The following is an 18,361-nucleotide window of genomic DNA, read 5'->3' on the forward strand; positions in this document are numbered from 1 at the left end:
TAGATGCCTTGCCCAGTTGCATGAGTAATGCCATCGTCATCAGCGATTTCCTGCACCCATTCATACCTATAGAGATATGTCCAAGCAAAGATCGTGCCATCTGTTGCCTCTAATCCTCGAATCCAGGTTCCGCGACCGGGAGGAAGGCTGATGGCAACTGGTTGGGCTGGCGATGGTGCGGTACAGGACCAGATTGACGCCACGGTCAAGGACGGCATCAAGCGCGCGCGCAGCAAGCTGCCCAGTGGTCCTGGCCTGGAGCGTTGCGAAGAGTGCGACAGCCCGATCCCGGAAGCGCGCCGCAAGGCGATGTCGGGCGTACGGCTGTGCGTGCCCTGCCAGGAAGCGCATGACCGCGAGGCGGACTCGAGCGGTTACAACCGCCGTGGCAGCAAGGACAGCCAATTGCGATGAACCCGAAAACGAAACGCCCGGCCAATGGCCGGGCGTTGAAGTGCACAACTGATCGGGATCAGTAGCTCCGGAAGCCCAGGACTGCGCTGAGGATGACCGGAAGGATGATCGCCAGCCCGTTGCTGCTGTCGTAGCGACCGTACTGGTTACGGCCGTAGTAGGCATCGTTGTAGCCGCGCTGGAAGCCTTGGCGGAAGTAGTAACGATAATCGTTCTGGCTGACGTAGTAACCGTTGTACCCGTAGCTCCCATCGACATATCCATAGCTGTTGCGATAGTCGAAGCGCCAGCTGTCCTGGCGGTCGGCTCGGCCCGCGTAATAGCCTTCCTGATAACCATCACGCACGGCGCGCTGCAGGAGTTGTGCACCGTACTGGTTGGTGTTGTACGAGTTGCCGCCATAACCATAGCGATAGTTGGATGCTGTGTAGTAGTAGGGATCGTTGTAGTAGTCATGGCGTGATGCATTCCAGCGCGACTGCTGCGCCAGCCAGCGGCGGTAATAGTCTCTTTGGTAGCGAGATTGCGAATGACGCCGTTGCCGTTCTAGCTCGCGAGAGCGCTGTTCGATCTGCGAGCGACGCGCGCCCTCATCGCGTTGCCAGCTGATCGCATGATTGCGCTGCTGGTCGATCAGCCGGCGCTGCTGGTCGCGTGGTAGCCGGTCGTGGGAGTCGTCATTGCGATGGTCGCGCCCGTTTTCGCCACGGTTGTCGCCAAGGTTGTTGCTGCTGCGATCATTGTTCCGACTATCCGGATTATTGCGCCAATCCTGGCCACGGTTGTCGTTACGGTCATTCCGCGCACGCTGTTGGTCGGCCACGCGCTGGCTGATCTTCGCACGGTCAGGTGCATCGCGTTCGGCCTGCTGCTGCCGCTGGTCGTTGTTGCGGCGTTCGTCCTGCGCACGCTGTTCCGCCATGCGCCGTGACACGTCATCGCGTTGTTGCGACTGGCGCTCGGCTTGCTGCTGCTGGGCATTGTTGCGGCGTTCGTCCTGCGCACGCTGTTCCGCCATGCGCTGTGACGCGTCATCGCGTTGTTGCGACTGGCGCTCGGCTTGCTGCTGACGCTGCTGTTGCATGCGCTCCGCCATCTGTTCGCGGCGATCCGGCGCCTGATCCGTTTGCTGCGCACGACGTTCGGCCTGCTGCCGTGCCTGATCGCCCCAGTTTTCATTTCGTTCCGGTACCGGTCTTGCTATTGGGCGTTGCTGCGTCTGTTGTGATTCGACGCGCTGGGGTGACTGCTCGCGTTCTGGCGCCTGTTGGCGTTCTTCGTTTCGCTTTTGCTTGCCAGATTTTTGCTGGTCAGCATCGGTATCCGTATGGCGCTGCGCGAATGCTGGCGCGGTGCCGCCAAGGGCGAGCAGGGCGCCCAGCACGGCCGTGGTCAGGGTACGGGTGGACATGCGGGTCATTTCGTTCTCCTGCGGCGCGAACCATTCGCGCGCCTCACTGTCAGTTAACGGTTGGGTGGATGAATCGATGCTGAGATTTCACCGGTGACGACCAATCGGCCAGATATCCGAAAGCGCGTATTCAGTTTTCTTCGCAGCCATTGGAAGGGTTCTCCCCCATTTTATGGCGTGACAGAGTCAGGGTCGGGCAGGAATCTGATATGCGATGCTCGCGTCTCTTTCCAGGGGATTCGACATGAAGCTGTTCCTCCAACTGCTCGCGTCTGCACTCGCCTTCACCGCGTTCGCGGTACCGGCTGCGGACCAGCCGCCCTTGACTGCGACCACCCTGGCAAGTGGCTTGCCGCGGGCGCCGGAGCAGGAAGCGGTCAGCTTCGAACTGGCGGACCTCTCCTTCAAGGTCGATCCTGCGCGCAAATGGCTGGACGGCGATGCAACACTGACCTTCCTTGCCACCAAGCCGATCTCGCGGCTGGTAGTGGACCTGGATCGCAATTACAGGATCGACCTGGTCGAAGTCGATGGCGTTGCGATTGCCCAGGGCGCATGGCGCAACCCGGAAGGGCGGATGAGCGTCGATCTGCCCAAGCCATTGGTCGCAGGTAGCCGGACAGTGCTGCGCATTCGCTATGCCGGCTCACCGCATGAAGCCAAACGCGCGCCTTGGGATGGCGGCATCGTCTGGGCGAAGGCGCCAACCGGCGAGCCATGGATCGCAACCGCCGTGGAGGGCGAAGGTTGCGACTTGCTGTGGCCGTGCATCGACCATCCCATGGGTGAGCCACTGCGGGTAGACCAGCACATCACGGTGCCGGCGCCGCTGGTGGCTGCAGGCAACGGCATCGCCAAGGGCATGGACGAGAAAGACGGCTGGCGCATCTACCACTGGAGCGCGCGCAATCCTGACACCTATGCGATCGCACTCAACATCGGGCCGTACGAACTGCTACAGGCGGATTATCACTCGCGCTTTGGCAACATCATTCCGATGCGCTTCTGGTATCTGAAAGGCAATGAAGCCAAGGCGCACGGCCTGTTCGCAGAATTCACCCCGATGCTGGATTTCTTCGAGGAAACCGTGGGCCCATACCCGTGGGGCGACGAAAAAATGGGTGTGGTCGAGACCCCGCACTTGGGCATGGAACACCAGACGATCAATGCTTATGGAAATGGTTATAAAAAAGATGTGAACGGTTACGACTGGCTGCTGCACCACGAGTTGTCGCATGAGTGGTTCGGCAACCAGGTGACCAATGCCGACTGGGGTGATCTGTGGCTGCATGAAGGCTTCGGCATGTACATGCAGCCGCTATACCTGCAATGGCTTCGGGGCGACGCCAATTACTTTGCCGAGATGCTGCGGCAGCGCGCAATGATCCGCCAGCAGTTTCCGATGATTAGCGGCCACAGCCGCCCGCAAGGTGATCCGGCAGCCGAAGCGATCAATCCCGGTGACGATATTTATTTCAAGGGTGCGTGGATCCTGCACACACTGCGCAACCAGATTGGCGACAAGGCGTTCCTGAAGACCGTGCGTGAACTGGTCTATGGGCGGTCCGACCCGAAGCCGGGTAATTTCCACCCGCGTTATGCGACCACGTCCGATTACATCGCCATCGTCAACCAGGTGACCGGGCGCGACTGGAACTGGTTCTTCGACGTCTACCTGCGCCAGTCGGCAATGCCGAAGCTGCTTGCGCAACGCGATGGAAAAGTCCTGCGCGTGCACTGGGAAGCGCCGGGCGACAAGCCGTTCCCGTTGCCGGTGCAGGTGCGGGTTGGCGACCGGGTCGTTGACCTGGCGATGGTGGGTGGTCACGGCGAAACCGCGATTGCAGCCGACGAGAGCTGGACCCTGGATCCGCATTCGCGCGTGCTCCGCGATGCGCCGGAAATCCAGGTCATGCAACGCGATACTGCTGAACGAGCCAAAGCGGCTGCCGCGAAAGCTGAAAAGGGGTCAGAGTGAATTTCCTGCAGGAATTGCTCGACTATTACTGATCTCAGTCAGGAAACTTCACTCTGACCCCTTTTCAAGCCACCGCACCGCTGCAGACCCCGCGCGCAGGCCGCTGGCAAAGCATGCTGTAAGCAGGTAGCCACCGGTTGGAGCTTCCCAGTCCAGCATCTCGCCCGCGCAAAACACGCCAGGTAATTTGCGCAGCATCAGGCCATCGTCCAATGTTCCCAGGCGCACGCCACCGGCGCTTGAGATCACTTCCGCAATCGGTCGAGCTGCAGTCAGACGCAATGGCAATCGCTTCAACGTCGTAGCCACGTGCGACATGTCGTGTAACTCATCCTTGTTCAATATTTCAAGCAGCAAGGCAGTTTTGACGCCGGTAAGGCCGGCCTGCCGCCGCAGGTATTCGCTCAAGCTACGGCCGTTGCGTGGCTTGCCGAGGTCGCGTTGCAGTCGTTCCAGTTCGCGGCCCGGCACCAGGTCGAGGGTGAGCCTGGCTTCGCCATGACGAGCGATTGCATCGCGCAGGTCTGCGGATAGCGCATAGATCAAACTGCCTTCGATGCCGGTTGCAGTGATGACGCATTCACCCTGCTGGGAATGTTCGATGCCCTTCGCATCGCGCCAATGCGCGACCACCGGTTTCAGCGGCGCGCCAGCATGGCGCTGTGCAAGATGTGTGCTCCAGCCGATGTCGAAGCCGCAGTTGGCCGGTTGCAGCGGGGAGACATCGATGCCGTGTTCGGTCAACGCCTCGACCCATGCGCCATCGGAGCCCAGCTCCGGCCAACTGCCACCGCCCATCGCCAGCACCACCGCATCGGCGGCAACGCATCGCTCGCCGTCCGCCGTAGCGAAACGCAGGTCGCCGTTTTCACTCCAGCCCAGCCAGCGATGCTGGACATGGAATGTGACGCCGGATTCGCGCAATCGCCGTACCCAGCTGCGCAGCAATGGTGCAGCCTTGCGGTCCATCGGGAACACCCGGCCTGAGCTTCCGACATAGGTCTCGATGCCGAATCCGCGTGCCCATTCGCGCAGGGCATCGCCATTGAAATCGTCCAGCCAGCGCCCGACCTCGGCAGCGCGTTCGCGATAGCGCGCATCGAAGCCGGGACGCGTTTCGGAATGGGTCAGGTTCAGCCCGCCCTTGCCGGCGATCAGGAACTTGCGACCGACGGAGCCTTTCGCATCAAACAGATCCACCGCCAGGCCCGCTTTACTCGCGACCTCGGCGGCCATCAGGCCGGCTGGGCCGCCGCCGACAATGGCGAGGCGTTTGGAAGTGGTTTGCGTGACAGGCATCTGCACATGATTCCACGGCTGGCCGCGAATGCCGATGCCCGGGTTGGACCACATCCGTACAATGAGGCCATGTGGACCGCCATTACCCGTGAAGTCAGCCCTGCGCTGGCCGGATGTGAACTCTCGTTCGTGCCGCGCAATCCGATTGATATCGCGCTTGCGCGCCGGCAGCACGCGGCCTATTGCCGTGCGCTTGAATCGCTGGGTTGCGACGTCATCGAGCTTCCAGCGCTGCCGGGCTATCCGGACTCAGTGTTCGTCGAGGACGTGGCTCTGGTGTTCGACGAGGTCGCCATCGCGACCCGTCCTGGCGCCAAATCCCGCCGTGGCGAAGGCGATGCGGTGCATGAAGTGCTTGGCAGTTTGCGGCCACTGTCGCGAATACAGGCCCATGGCACGCTGGATGGCGGCGACGTATTGCGCATTGGCAAGCGTGTGTTCGTGGGTATCTCCGCGCGCAGTAACGAGGCGGGCAGGGCGCAGCTACGCAAATTGCTCGCCCCACATGGCTACACGGTGGAAGGCGTTGCAACCCGTGAATGCCTGCATCTGAAATCGGCGGTGACCCAGGTCGCCGACGACATGCTACTGGTGAATCCTGCCTGGCTGGCGGACGCTTCGCCGTTTGCCAGCTTCCGGATGCTCGAGGTCGATCCCGACGAGGAGCACGCGGCGAACGCGGTGCGCGTCGGCAACGCAATTCTCTATCCGGATTGTTTCCCGAAGACCCTTGCGCGGTTGCGGGCGCAAGGCATCCACGTCACCACTGTCGATGTGTCCGAATTGCAGAAGGCCGAGGGCGCCGTGACCTGCTGCAGCCTGCTGCTGCGCACCTCGACACCTGCATGATCCTGAATATCGCCGCCTATCTGTTCGTCGGCATTGACGATGCCGATGGCCTGGCGATTCGGATTCGCGAGCAGGCAGAGGCCGCTGCACTGCGCGGTAGCGTGCTGGTGGCACCAGAAGGCATCAACCTGTTCCTGGCTGGCGGTGAAGCGCCGTTGCGCGGGTTCCTCGACTGGCTGCGGGACGATGCGCGATTTTCTGGCATAAAAACCAAGGAAAGCTGGAGCGAGACGCTGCCCTTCGCGCGACTGAAGGTGAAGCGCAAGGACGAGATCATCGCGTTCCGTCGCGATGCTGCCGTGCCGCTTGATCGCGAGCGTGCACCATCGGTGGATCCAGCTACCTTGGTGCGCTGGATCGAACAAGGCCATGACGATGCCGGCAAGCCACTGGTGTTACTGGATACCCGCAACCGCGAGGAGGTCACTTTCGGCAGTTTTACCAGTGCGTTGACGTTGCCAATCGACAATTTCACCGAGTTGCCAGCCGCGCTCGCGTTGCATCGCGAAACACTGCGTGATTCAACGGTGGTGAGTTTCTGCACCGGCGGCATCCGCTGTGAGAAAGCCGCGTTGTGGCTGCGCCATGACGGCATGGACAACCTGCTGCAGCTGGACGGCGGCATCCTTGGGTATTTCGAACAGGTCGGTGGCTTCGGCTACGACGGCCGTTGCTTCGTGTTCGACGAGCGGGTGGCGCTGGATTCTTCGTTACAGCCATTGGTGGATAACCATGCGACTGCTTGAGTTCGTGGCATTTCGGCAAGGAACCCGTGCATGAGCTGGATTGCGATTATCGCGATCATCCTCGGCACCTGGCTGGCCATCAAGGTGGTCGGCGCGGCGTTCAAGCTTGCGGTTTGGCTGGCTGTGCTTGGCGTTGCGTATTGGTTCCTGGCGCCGTATCTCGGACTTCCGAAGCTTTTCTGATGCTTTGATTTCGGTGGGCCGCTGTGAGCGTGTTTGCGCGGGGTCCCGGCGCCTAGCGACGCGCGTTCGCTACGCGGCTCGAAATGCCGCTACGCGAACACCCGACGCTCTCGCCGCTGTGCTGATTCGTGGTACGTGTCAGTCCAGTTAAAGCGCGCTGCCGGCGGCGTGGCCTGACGCCCACGCCCACTGAAAGTTGTAGCCGCCAAGCCAGCCGGTGACATCGACTACTTCGCCGATGAAATACAGGCCCGGCACATGGCGCGACATCATCGTGGTCGATGACAGGCTGTCTGTATCCACGCCGCCCAGTGTCACTTCAGCCGTTCTATAGCCCTCGGTGCCGCTTGCGATAAGTGGCCATGACGACAACAGTTCCTTGATCCCGCGAAGTTCCGGATCGTTGTATTGCCGCAGCGATTTGTTGGTGATCCAGTGTTCGCACAATCGTTGTGCAAAGCGCTTGGGCAGGACTTCGCCGAGCAGCGTTCTCAGCTCCGCGTCGCGCCGGCTTTGCTGCCATTCGCGAAATAACGCGTCGATATCGTGCCCGGGAAGCAGATCCAGGCGCAGGTCATCACCGGGTTGCCAGAAACTCGAGATCTGCAGGATCGACGGCCCGCTGATCCCACGATGGGTGACCAGCATGAAGTTGCGAAAACTCGTGCCGTTGCAGCGCGCCTCGATCGGCAACGACACTCCCGCCAAGTCCTGCATGCGCTCAGCATGCTTGCCGGTGAGGGTCAGCGGCACCAGCCCGGCGCGGGTCGGCAACACTTCATGGCCGAACTGTTTCGCAAGCGCGTAGCCGAAGCCGCTGGCGCCCATGCTCGGAATCGACAAACCGCCGCTAGCGACTACCACTGCATCCGTATCGAACGTGCCTTGCGAGGTGTGCAGCTTGAAGCCACCGGCATCGGGTTGGGTAACGCGTTCAATGCTGCAATGCGTGCGCACTTCGACGCCGGCCGCAGCGCATTCGTCCAGGAAGAGTTTCACGATCTGCTTCGACGATTCGTCGCAGAACAGCTGGCCAAGTTCCTTCTCGTGCCAGGCAATGCCGTGCCGTTCCACCAGTTCGATGAAATGCCACGGTGTGAAGCGCGCCAGCGCTGACTTGCAGAAATGCGGATTCGCCGACAGGAAATTGTCCGGCGTGGTGCCGGTATTGGTGAAATTGCAGCGCCCGCCGCCGGACATCAGGATCTTCTTGCCGACCTTGTTGGCGTGGTCCAGCATCAGCACGCGCTTGCCGCGGCGGCCAGCGGTGATGGCGCACATCAAACCGGCTGCGCCAGCGCCGATGACGATTGCATCGAAGTTCGCATTTCCGGTCACGCGCTCATACCCATTCACGCGATGGCAGGGTGTAAATTCGCTGCGGGCGGCCAACCAGGTCCAGGAAACCGTTGAATACAGCGTCCGCGTGTTGTTGCATGCCGGCAATGTGCTCGCTGGTCATGGACTGGATCGTGGCCGCGCCGGTTTCGCCATGCAAGGCATCAAGTTCTTCGCGATAGAGGGGGTTCTGCAGCCAGCGTTCGATCAAGGGCGCATCCATCTCCAGATGAAACTGCAAGCCATACGCATTGGTCCCCCAACGGAAGGCCTGTGGTTCGCAGGTCTCGGTGCGGGCCAGGTGCTGCGCGCCATCAGGAATGCTGAAGCTTTGTCCGTGCCACTGGAATACCGGTGCGTCGTTCGTGAGCGGTGCAAGCACTGGGTCGGCGCGACCGGCATCGGTGAGTTGCAGTCGGTGCCAGCCGATTTCCGTTACCGGATGCCGGCGCACTGGCGCGCCGAGTGCATGCGCCAGTAGTTGTGCGCCCAGGCATATGCCGAGGACCGGCTTGCCTTGCTTGAGCATGGCTTCGATCACGCGTAGTTCGGTGCGCAGGTGCGGGCGTTCGGCCTGGTCATCGACGTTCATCGGGCCACCGAGCACGATCAGGCCGCGATAGCGATCCACTTGCGGCTGCGCGTCCGGTTCGCGTTCAAGATTGACGAAGCGGATCCGGTGGCCGCGCCGCCGGATCAGCGGATCCAGCGTGCCCAGGGGTTCGGCGGCGACGTGTTGGAAGACCAGGATGCGGGGCATGGCGGAACTATGCCAAAAGCGTGCCTCATGTAGAAATCAACGCCGGCATATGGGTATGCGTTGCAGTTGAACCGTAGAGCGGGGCTTGCCCCGCTTCAAGCGCAGCAAGCTGCGCTCTACAAGATCCGCTGGCCTCAGCGCGGCGGACGCGGCTTGAACCCGCCGGGCTTGCCCGTGCCCGAATTAAACCCGCCCGGCTTGCGCGGGCCACCGGGGCGGTCGCCACGCGGCGGAGTGAAGCTGCGCTTGCGCGAAGGTGCATTGATGTCGGCATCCTCGGCCACTCGCATGCGCAGTGGCTTGCTGGCCACGCGTACGGTCTGCAGGTGGGCCAGCAGTTCCGCTGGCATGCCGTCGGGCAGGTCGACCAAGGTGAAATCGTCGCGAATGTCGATGCGGCCGATGAAACGCGCCTCGAGATCGGCCTCATTGGCGATCGCACCGACGATATTGCCCGGTTGCACGCCATGCTGGTGACCGACATCGATGCGGTAAGTCCGCATGCCGACTTCCGGCGCGCCATGCTTGGGGGCATGTTCGCGCGGTGCACGTTCAGTACGTTCGCGTTGCGGGCGCTCACCATGATCACGGACAGGCCGCGCCTCGCGCGGCTCGAACGCGCGCTCCGCGCGCACCGGCTGGGCCAGTAGCAGCGGGGTCTTGCCCTGCATCAATTTTGCCAGTGCAGCGGCGATCTCCACCGCCGGCACGTTCTTCTCGCGCTCGTAGCGTTCCACCAGGTCGCGGAACACCGACAGGTCTTCGTGCGCCAGTGCGCCCTCGATCTTGCCGAGGAACTTGGCCACGCGGTTCTCGTTGACCGCATCGACGCTGGGCAGGTTCATCTGCTCGATCTTCTGTCGGGTCGCGCGTTCGATCGCGCCCAGCATGCCGCGCTCACGCGGGGCCACGAACAGGATCGCCTCGCCCTTGCGACCGGCACGGCCGGTGCGGCCGATGCGGTGCACGTAGCTTTCGGTGTCGTACGGGATGTCGTAGTTCAGCACGTGGCTGATGCGGTCCACGTCCAGCCCGCGAGCGGCCACGTCGGTGGCCACCAGGATGTCGATCTGGCCATCCTTCAGGCGCTGGATGGTGCGCTCACGCATCTTCTGGTCGACGTCGCCGTTGATCGCGGCAGCCGAGAACCCTCGTGCTGCGAGTTTCTCCGCCAACTCGTCGGTGCCGAGTTTGGTTCGCGCGAACACGATCATCGCCTCGAACGGTTCGGCTTCCAGAATCCGGGTCAGTGCGTCGAGCTTGTTGATCCCGCTGACCATCCAGAAGCGTTGGCGGATGTTCTCGGCAGTGGCGGTCTGCGACTTGATCGAGATCTCCACCGGGTCCTTCAGGTAGGTCTGGGCGATGCGCTTGATCTGCGACGGCATCGTGGCCGAGAACAGGGCAACCTGTCGCGATTCCGGGGTCTTCTTCAGCACGGCCTCGACATCGTCGATGAAGCCCATCCTTAGCATTTCGTCGGCTTCGTCCAGCACCAGGCAGCGTATCTGGGACAAGTCCAGCGAGCCGCGCTCCAGATGATCGATGACGCGACCGGGCGTTCCCACGACCACATGCACGCCGCGCTTCAATGCACTCAGCTGCGGCTGGTAGCTCTGGCCGCCGTAGATCGGCAGCACATGGAAGCCGGGGATATGCGTCGCGTATTTCTGGAACGCCTCGGCGACCTGGATGGCCAGTTCGCGGGTCGGTGCCAGCACCAGCACCTGTGGCTTGCCGGCCGGGGAAGTGAGTTGCGCCAGGGCAGGTAGGGCGAAGGCAGCAGTTTTGCCAGTGCCGGTCTGTGCCTGTCCGATCAGGTCGCGGCCAGCCAGCAACGGCGGAATCGTCGCAGCCTGGATCGGGCTGGGCGACTCATAGCCGACGGTGCGCAAGGCTTGCATCAGGGATTCGGGCAGGCCGAGGTCGGAAAATTTGATGTCGGGTGTGGCTTCGGCGCTCATATGCGTCTCATGTGAATCAATTAGTGGGCGTGACCGCCGCGGGTTTGAACCGCGTAGTGTACGCCCGCTGGCTTGGGCGAAGACTCCAACGTGCGCCGGGCTACCATGGCTGATGCACTTTCCGACGTTCGACAATGCCTTCCTGCGCGCGCTTCCGGGAGATCCCGAGGCCCGCGTATTCCCCCGCCAAGTGCAGGCTGCGCTGTGGTCGGCGGTCGAACCGACACCCGTTGCCGCGCCACGCCTGCTGGCGCATTCCCGTGAAATGGCGGCTGAACTCGGCTTCAGCGAGACCGATGTCGCATCCCCGGAATTCGCGCAGGTCTTCTCCGGCAATGCATTGCTGCCAGGCATGCAGCCATTTGCGACTAATTACGGCGGCCACCAGTTTGGCCACTGGGCGGGCCAGCTTGGCGACGGGCGCGCGATTTCGCTGGGCGAAGCGGTGTTGGACAGTGGCCGACGCCTCGAGCTGCAGTTGAAAGGTGCGGGACCGACTCCGTATTCGCGTAGCGCCGATGGCCGCGCAGTGCTGCGCTCGTCGGTCCGTGAATTCCTGTGCAGCGAGGCTATGTACCATCTCGACATCCCAACCACGCGCGCACTCAGCTTGGTTGGCACTGGCGAGGATGTGGTCCGCGACATGTTCTACGACGGCCATCCGCAGGCCGAACCCGGTGCAGTGGTGTGCCGCGTCGCGCCGTCGTTCCTGCGCTTCGGCCATTTCGAATTGCCGGCGATGCGTGGCGATGTCGAGTTGCTGCGCAGGCTTGCCGATTTCTGCGTCGCCCGTGACTTCCCGCACCTGCAGGGCAATGGCGAGACGCTCTATGCGGACTGGTTCGGCGAGATCTGCGAACGCACAGCGCGATTGGCCGCCGAATGGATGCGGGTCGGCTTCGTACACGGCGTGCTCAATACCGACAACATGTCGATTCTGGGCCTGACAATTGATTACGGCCCGTACGGCTGGGTCGAGGACTACGATCCTGACTGGACCCCGAACACCACCGACGTGCAAGGCCGCCGCTATCGCTTCGGCTGGCAGCCGCGGGTCGCCTACTGGAACCTTGGCCAGCTGGCGCGGGCGCTGTCGCCCTTGTTCGAGGACAAAGAGACATTGCAGTCGGGCCTGCAGCGGTTCGCCGATGCCTACGCAGAGGCCGAACGCGCCAACACCGCGCGGAAACTGGGCCTGGCTGAATGCCGGGACGGCGACGTCGAGCTGATTCAGGACCTGCATGGCTTGTTGCATGCGCATGAGGTCGACATGACCTTGTGGTTCCGGGCGCTGGCTGACACCGTGCCAACTCCGCCATCACTGCAGGATTTTGAGCACGCCTTTTACGATGACGCCAAGCGTGTGGCGGGCGAGGCGGCTTTCGCAGATTGGCTGCAACGCCGCGAAGCAAGGCTGCAGGATGATCCGTTGTCGGCGGAGGTGCGCAGTGAGGTCATGCGCAAGGCAAATCCGAAATTCGTATTGCGCAACTGGCTGGCGCAGCAGGCAATCGACCGCGCCTACGCTGGCGACATGGCCGGCATCGGCGAATTGCTCGAGGTGATGCGCAGGCCATATGACGACCAGCCGGGGAACCAGGCCTTTGCGGCCAAGCGCCCCGACTGGGCGAAAGTGAAGGCGGGTTGTTCGATGCTGTCCTGCAGTTCCTGACCGGCATCGAGCCCCATTGCCATCGATAAGACAGGGCTTACTTGCCCTTCTTGTCCTTCTTGGCGGCGCGCTTTTCCTTCAGCGACTTTTCCGGTTTCTTCTTTTCGGTCTTCTTCTGGTCCATGCCCTTGCTCATCGCGCTCTCCTCATGAAGGGTTGGGGTGGTGGGGCGAGCTGATTATGAAACGTTCGGCGGCTCCTGGCGCATCCCACGTACAATATTTCGATGTCACTCATCTCTCTGCACGGCGTCGACTTCAGCGTCGGCGGGCCGCTTCTGCTTGAACACGTGGACCTGGCCATCGAGCCAGGCGAGCGAATTGCCTTGATCGGTCGCAATGGCGCCGGTAAATCCACCCTGTTGCGCCTGCTGGCCGGCGAGATCAAGCCGGACGACGGCGAAGTCCGCCTGGAAGGCGGTCGCCGGATTGGTCGGCTTGAGCAGGAAGTGCCGCTTGGTGCCGCCGGGAGCGTGTTCGACGTGGTCGCCGAAGGGCTGGGCGAGATGGGCCAGTTGTTGGCCGACTATCACCACCTGATCCATGAGGACGAGATCGACACCGACGCCTTGGCCGAGGTGCAGACCAAGATCGAGGCCGCCCACGGTTGGGGCCTGGACCAGCGCGTCACCGAGACCCTGGAACGGCTGTCGCTGGATGGCGATGCCGACTTCGGCCGCCTGTCCGGCGGGATGAAGCGGCGGGTGCTGTTGGCACGGGCGCTGGTCTCGCAGCCGGACCTGTTGCTGCTGGACGAACCCACCAACCACCTCGACATCGCCGCAATCGATTGGCTCGAGGGCTTCCTCAAGCAGTGGAATGGCGCCCTTGTATTCGTCACCCATGACCGCCGCTTCCTGCGTGCGCTGGCCACACGCATTGTCGAGATCGACCGTGGCCAGCTCACCAGCTGGCCCGGCGATTGGGAGAACTACCAGCGCCGCAAGGAAGAGCGGGCGAATGCCGAAGCCCAGGAAACCGCGCGTTTCGACAAGTTCCTGGCCCAGGAAGAGGTCTGGATCCGCCAGGGCATCAAGGCCCGCCGCACCCGCGACGAAGGTCGCGTGCGCCGGCTCAAGGCGATGCGCGCCGAATTCAGCCAGCGGCGAGCCCATACCGGCAACGTCAGGCTGGCCGCGTCCGATGCAGGCTCATCCGGCAAGAAGGTGATCGAGACTATCGGCGCCAGCTTCGCCCATGGCGACAACGTGCTGCTGCGCGATCTGTCGACGGTGATCCTGCGCGGCGACCGGATCGGCCTGATTGGCCCGAATGGCAGCGGCAAGACCACGCTGCTGAAGCTGCTGCTGGGTGATTTGACCCCACAGTCGGGCGAGATCCGCCGTGGTACCCAGCTACAGGTCGCGTATTTCGACCAGTACCGGGCGACCCTGCGCGAGGACTGGAACGCGATCGAGAACGTGGCCGAAGGCCGCGAGAGCGTCACCATCAATGGCAAGCCGAAGCACGTCATCGGCTACCTGCAGGACTTCCTGTTCACCCCGGAGCGTGCGCGGTCGCCAATCACCCGGCTCTCGGGTGGCGAGCGCAACCGGCTGCTGCTGGCGAAACTCTTTGCCCAGCCGTCCAATCTGCTGGTGATGGACGAACCTACCAATGACCTCGACGTGGAAACGCTCGAATTGCTGGAGGAACTGCTGGCCGACTACCCGGGTACGCTGCTGCTGGTCAGCCATGACCGCGATTTCCTCGACAACGTGGTGACCTCGACCCTGGTGATGGAAGGCGAGGGCAAGGTGGGCGAATACGTCGGCGGCTACACGGACTGGGTGCGGCAACGCACGGCGGCCGTCGCTGCCGAGGCATCAAAAAATGCGACTGCGACTACACAGTCAACACCTGCGGTGCCTGCCAAGACCAAGCTCAGCTTCAAGGTCCAACGCGAACTGGAAGCGCTGCCGGGGCTGATAGCGAAGCTGGAAGCCAAAATCGCCGAGTTCGGCGCGCGCATGCATGAGCCGGATTATTTCCAGCGCGATGCCGCGGCGATCACTGTGGACAACACCGCGATGGCCAGCCTGCAGGCGGATCTTGACGCCGCCTACCTGCACTGGGAGCAACTGGAAGGCGGTTGATCACGTGTCATTGGCCACGTTTCACTGTCAGCGACACATTCGGGTCTGTTCGTTGCAGACCCGTCCCGGCTACACTATTGGGGATAAGTGATCGGCCCTGGCCGGCACCCCCCACTACAAGACCGAGGCACGCGTGCTGGCCGAATACTTGCCAACCCTGCTGTTTTTGATCGTTGCCACCGGGATCGGGATCGCCCTGATCATCGTTGGCAACGTGCTGGGCCCCAAGCGCCCTAGTGCCGACAAGCTGTCGCCCTACGAGTGCGGATTCAGCGCATTCGAGAACGCGCGCGGGCAGTTCGACGTGCGTTATTACCTGGTCGCGATCCTGTTTATCGTGTTCGACCTGGAAATCGCCTTCGTGTTTCCGTGGGCGCTGGTGTTCCGCGATCTCGGCATGTTCGGCCTGGTCGAGATGGGCGTGTTCCTGACGCTGCTGGTGATCAGCTTCATCTACGTGTGGAAGAAGGGAGCGCTGGAATGGGAGTGAGCGAGACCATCTCAGGGCTGATGCACAACCCGATTCCGGAAGGTCGGCTGGACGACATCCTGCGGCCAGAAGGCGACAATCCGTTGCTGCAAAATGGATTCGTCACCACCAACCTGGACACGCTGTGGAACTGGGCGCGCACCGGGTCGATGTGGCCGATGACGTTTGGCCTGGCCTGCTGCGCGGTCGAGATGATGCATGCCGGTGCGGCGCGCCTGGACCTGGATCGTTTTGGCGTGGTGTTCCGCCCGTCGCCGCGCCAGTCTGACGTGATGATCGTGGCCGGCACCCTGTGCAACAAGATGGCCCCGGCGCTGCGCAAGGTCTACGACCAGATGCCAGACCCGAAGTGGGTGATCTCGATGGGCAGCTGCGCCAATGGCGGCGGCTACTATCACTATTCCTATTCCGTGGTGCGTGGCTGCGACCGCATCGTGCCGGTTGATGTGTACGTGCCGGGTTGCCCGCCGACTGCGGAAGCGCTGGTCTACGGCATCCTGCAATTGCAGAAGAAAATCCGCCGGATGGAACAGAACCCGTTCTCGAACACGCCGCGCGTCGAAGGCGCGCGCGCATGATCGCCGACTTCGTGAGTCAGCTTGCGTCGCGCTTCAGTGGTGCGATGCTCGAAGTCGCGCAGCCACGCGGCGAAACCGGCCTGGTGGTTGCGCCTTCCGACTGGCTTGAGACCTGCCGCGCACTGCGCGATGAGTTTGGCTTCGACACCTTCATCGACCTGTGTGGCGTCGACTACCTCAGCTACGGTAACGACGAGTGGGACACCGAGGGCGTCTCCGCCGAAGGCTTCAGCCGTGGCGTGGAAGGACAAGGCCCGGGTCGTTTCAAATGGGGCGAGCAGCCCAGCCACCAGGTCGCCGAACCCGGCAGCGTCACGCTCGACGAACTGGCCAGCAAGCGTTATGCCGTGGTCCTGCATCTGCTGTCGGTGCAACATAACCAGCGCATTCGCGTGTCGTGCTTCGCCGCCGACAACAGCTTGCCGGTGGTGGCGTCGATTACCTCGGTGTGGCCCGGCGTGAACTGGTTCGAACGCGAGACCTTCGACCTGTTCGGGATCATCTTCGAAGGTCATCCGGACCTGCGCCGGATCCTGACCGACTATGGCTTCGTCGGGCATCCGTTCCGCAAGGATTTCCCGTTGATCGGCAATGTCGAAGTCCGCTACGACGCCGAGAAACAGCGCGTGGTGTACGAGCCGGTGACCTCGGTCGAGCCGCGTGTCGGCGTGCCGCGCGTGATCCGCAACGATGCCGGCCTGCGCACCGCCAAGGGCGAGCGCGACAACCGCATCCTTGACCGGGAGGCCAGCCGATGAGCGCGGTGCCCAGCAATCAGGCCTTCGCCAGCAATCCGGCCGAAGCGCAGCAAGAGATTCGCAACTACACGTTCAACTTCGGTCCGCAACATCCGGCCGCGCATGGTGTGCTGCGCCTGATCCTGGAAATGGACGGCGAAGTGGTGCGCCGCGCCGACCCACATATCGGCCTGCTGCATCGTGGCACCGAGAAGCTGGCCGAATCCAAGCCGTTCAACCAGTCGATCGGCTACATGGATCGCCTGGATTACGTGTCGATGATGTGCAACGAGCATGCTTACGTGCGTGCCATCGAAACCCTGCTCGGCATTGAGGCACCGGAACGCGCGCAGTGGATCCGAACGATGTTCGACGAGATCACCCGCATCCTGAACCACCTGATGTGGGTGGGCAGCAATGCGCTCGACCTCGGCGCGATGGCGGTATTCCTGTACGCCTTCCGCGAGCGCGAAGAGCTGATGGACTGCTACGAGGCGGTCAGCGGCGCGCGCATGCATGCGACCTATTACCGTCCCGGCGGCGTGTATCGCGACCTGCCGGACCGAATGCCGAAATACAAGGAATCGCCATGGCGCAAGGGTGCCAAGCTCAAGCGCTTCAACAGTTGGCGCGAAGGCTCGCTGCTGGATTACCTCGAGCATTTTTGCGAGGACTTCCCCAATCGCGTCGACGAGTACGAGGTCCTGCTCACCGACAATCGCATCTGGAAGCAGCGCACCGTCGGCATTGGCGTGATCAGCCCTGACCAGGCCAAGGCCTGGGGCATGAGTGGGCCGATGATCCGTGGTTCTGGCATTGCCTGGGACCTGCGCAAGAAGCAGCCGTACGCGAAGTATGCCGAAGTCGATTTCGACATCCCGGTTGGCGTCAATGGCGATTGCTACGACCGCTATCTGGTGCGCATGGCCGAAATGCGCGAATCCACCCGCATCGTCAAGCAATGCGTGAAGTGGCTGAAGGCCAATCCAGGCCCGGTGATGCTGAACAATTACAAGGTGGCGCCGCCGTCGCGTGAAGCGATGAAGGACGACATGGAAGCGCTGATCCACCACTTCAAGCTGTTCTCCGAAGGTTATTGCGTGCCGGCCGGCGAGACCTACGCTGCGGTGGAAGCGCCCAAGGGTGAGTTTGGTTGCTATCTGGTCAGCGACGGCGCCAACAAGCCGTTCCGCTGCCACTTGCGCGCGCCGGGCTTCATCCACCTCTCGTCGATGGACGAATTCGTGAGGGGCCACATGCTGGCCGACGTCGTTGCCATGATCGGCACCTATGACGTTGTATTTGGTGAGATCGATCGATGAAAGCAACAGGTAATTTCGAGGCGTGCCGCAGCGTCGATCCGATGCTTGCACTGTCGGACAAGACGCGCGGGCACATCGACCACTGGCTGACCAAGTTTCCGGTCGACCAAAAGCGTTCGGCGGTGCTGCAGGGCCTGTTCGCTGCGCAGGAACAGAATGGCGGCTGGCTGAGCGACGAACTCATTGCCGCAGTGGCCAAGTACCTCGAGCTGCCGCCGGTGTGGGCCTACGAAGTCGCGACCTTCTACTCGATGTTCGAGACCGGGAAAGTTGGCCGCAACAACGTCGCCTTCTGCACCAATATCAGCTGCTGGCTCAACGGCGCCGAAGACCTGGTCACGCATGCCGAAAAGAAGCTGGGCTGCAAGCTGGGTGAGTCCACCGCCGATGGCCGCGTCTACCTCAAGCGCGAGGAAGAATGCGTCGCCGCGTGCTGCGGCGCGCCGGTGATGCTGATCAACGGGCATTACCACGAGAAGCTCGATGCGGCGAAAGTCGACGCGCTGCTCGATGGGCTGAAGTGAG

The 18,361-nt window shown here is 62.4% G+C and carries 17 protein-coding genes; 12 read left to right on the forward strand and 5 right to left on the reverse strand.

From position 1 onward, the window contains the following. Positions 1–150 precede the first annotated feature (150 nt). On the forward strand, positions 151–414 hold the full coding sequence (locus PSV05_RS08065; RefSeq protein WP_300063924.1) for a DksA/TraR family C4-type zinc finger protein: 264 nt from the start codon (positions 151–153) through the stop codon (positions 412–414). Between the two features lie 58 nt (positions 415–472). On the opposite strand, the gene PSV05_RS08070 is transcribed toward PSV05_RS08065, so the two are convergent. Then, positions 473–1,834, reverse strand: a complete 1,362-nt coding sequence (locus PSV05_RS08070; RefSeq protein ID WP_300063926.1) for a hypothetical protein — start codon at positions 1,832–1,834, stop codon at positions 473–475. 235 nt (positions 1,835–2,069) lie between these two features. Here PSV05_RS08070 and PSV05_RS08075 point away from each other — a divergent pair, with 235 nt between their 5' ends. After that, positions 2,070–3,803, forward strand: a complete 1,734-nt coding sequence (locus PSV05_RS08075; RefSeq protein ID WP_300063928.1) for a M1 family metallopeptidase — start codon at positions 2,070–2,072, stop codon at positions 3,801–3,803. Between the two features lie 48 nt (positions 3,804–3,851). Here the strand turns inward: PSV05_RS08075 and PSV05_RS08080 are convergent, their stop codons facing one another. Next, complete coding sequence (locus PSV05_RS08080) at positions 3,852–5,102, reverse strand: TIGR03862 family flavoprotein (RefSeq protein WP_300063930.1); 1,251 nt, start codon at positions 5,100–5,102, stop codon at positions 3,852–3,854. Positions 5,103–5,171: 69 nt separating this feature from the next. Between PSV05_RS08080 and PSV05_RS08085 the strand changes: the two genes are divergently transcribed. The 3 genes from PSV05_RS08085 to PSV05_RS08095 are packed head-to-tail and all read left to right on the forward strand — an operon-like array spanning position 5,172 to position 6,880. Further along, positions 5,172–5,951 (forward strand): arginine deiminase family protein, encoded by a 780-nt coding sequence (locus PSV05_RS08085; protein ID WP_300063932.1) that lies wholly within the window; start codon positions 5,172–5,174, stop codon positions 5,949–5,951. Then, the gene (locus tag PSV05_RS08090; RefSeq protein ID WP_300063946.1) at positions 5,948–6,697 is read left to right on the forward strand and encodes a sulfurtransferase; all 750 of its coding nucleotides are present in this window, start codon (positions 5,948–5,950) and stop codon (positions 6,695–6,697) included. Before PSV05_RS08085 ends, PSV05_RS08090 begins: the two co-directional genes overlap by 4 nt. 30 nt (positions 6,698–6,727) lie before the next feature. Continuing rightward, complete coding sequence (locus PSV05_RS08095; RefSeq protein WP_300063948.1) at positions 6,728–6,880, forward strand: hypothetical protein; 153 nt, start codon at positions 6,728–6,730, stop codon at positions 6,878–6,880. 147 nt (positions 6,881–7,027) lie between these two features. Here PSV05_RS08095 and PSV05_RS08100 read toward each other — a convergent pair whose 3' ends face one another. From PSV05_RS08100 to PSV05_RS08110, 3 genes are all read right to left on the reverse strand, one after another. Further along, the gene (locus PSV05_RS08100; RefSeq protein WP_300063950.1) at positions 7,028–8,218 is read right to left on the reverse strand and encodes an NAD(P)/FAD-dependent oxidoreductase; all 1,191 of its coding nucleotides are present in this window, start codon (positions 8,216–8,218) and stop codon (positions 7,028–7,030) included. A gap of 4 nt (positions 8,219–8,222) precedes the next feature. Next, positions 8,223–8,978 carry a gamma-glutamyl-gamma-aminobutyrate hydrolase family protein gene (locus tag PSV05_RS08105; RefSeq protein ID WP_300063952.1) on the reverse strand — a complete coding sequence of 252 codons (756 nt, stop codon included), beginning with the start codon at positions 8,976–8,978 and terminating at the stop codon, positions 8,223–8,225. A gap of 134 nt (positions 8,979–9,112) precedes the next feature. Further along, positions 9,113–10,942 carry a DEAD/DEAH box helicase gene (locus PSV05_RS08110; RefSeq protein WP_300063954.1) on the reverse strand — a complete coding sequence of 610 codons (1,830 nt, stop codon included), beginning with the start codon at positions 10,940–10,942 and terminating at the stop codon, positions 9,113–9,115. Positions 10,943–11,054: 112 nt separating this feature from the next. Here PSV05_RS08110 and PSV05_RS08115 point away from each other — a divergent pair, with 112 nt between their 5' ends. The 7 genes from PSV05_RS08115 (at position 11,055) to nuoE (ending at position 18,360) form a co-directional block, all read left to right on the forward strand. Then, complete coding sequence (locus PSV05_RS08115; protein WP_300063955.1) at positions 11,055–12,614, forward strand: protein adenylyltransferase SelO; 1,560 nt, start codon at positions 11,055–11,057, stop codon at positions 12,612–12,614. Between the two features lie 226 nt (positions 12,615–12,840). Continuing rightward, on the forward strand, positions 12,841–14,709 hold the full coding sequence (locus PSV05_RS08120; RefSeq protein WP_300063957.1) for an ATP-binding cassette domain-containing protein: 1,869 nt from the start codon (positions 12,841–12,843) through the stop codon (positions 14,707–14,709). Positions 14,710–14,842: 133 nt separating this feature from the next. Further along, positions 14,843–15,199, forward strand: a complete 357-nt coding sequence (locus PSV05_RS08125) for an NADH-quinone oxidoreductase subunit A (RefSeq protein WP_300063959.1) — start codon at positions 14,843–14,845, stop codon at positions 15,197–15,199. Then, on the forward strand, positions 15,190–15,777 hold the full coding sequence (locus PSV05_RS08130) for an NADH-quinone oxidoreductase subunit B (protein WP_300063961.1): 588 nt from the start codon (positions 15,190–15,192) through the stop codon (positions 15,775–15,777). Before PSV05_RS08125 ends, PSV05_RS08130 begins: the two co-directional genes overlap by 10 nt. Beyond that, a complete protein-coding gene (locus PSV05_RS08135) occupies positions 15,774–16,535 on the forward strand; it encodes an NADH-quinone oxidoreductase subunit C (RefSeq protein ID WP_300063963.1) in 762 nt (253 codons plus the stop codon). The genes PSV05_RS08130 and PSV05_RS08135 overlap by 4 nt, the downstream gene beginning before the upstream one ends. Next, positions 16,532–17,836: an NADH-quinone oxidoreductase subunit D gene (locus PSV05_RS08140; RefSeq protein WP_300063965.1), complete on the forward strand. Its 1,305-nt coding sequence runs from the start codon at positions 16,532–16,534 to the stop codon at positions 17,834–17,836. The genes PSV05_RS08135 and PSV05_RS08140 overlap by 4 nt, the downstream gene beginning before the upstream one ends. Then, entirely contained in the window at positions 17,833–18,360 is a 528-nt protein-coding gene (gene nuoE / locus PSV05_RS08145) for an NADH-quinone oxidoreductase subunit NuoE (RefSeq protein WP_300063967.1), read from the forward strand. Before PSV05_RS08140 ends, nuoE begins: the two co-directional genes overlap by 4 nt. The last annotated feature ends 1 nt before the right edge of the window (position 18,361 follow it).

Origin of the sequence: Thermomonas sp. (assembly GCF_029945965.1) — a bacterium.
Lineage (GTDB): Bacteria > Pseudomonadota > Gammaproteobacteria > Xanthomonadales > Xanthomonadaceae > Thermomonas.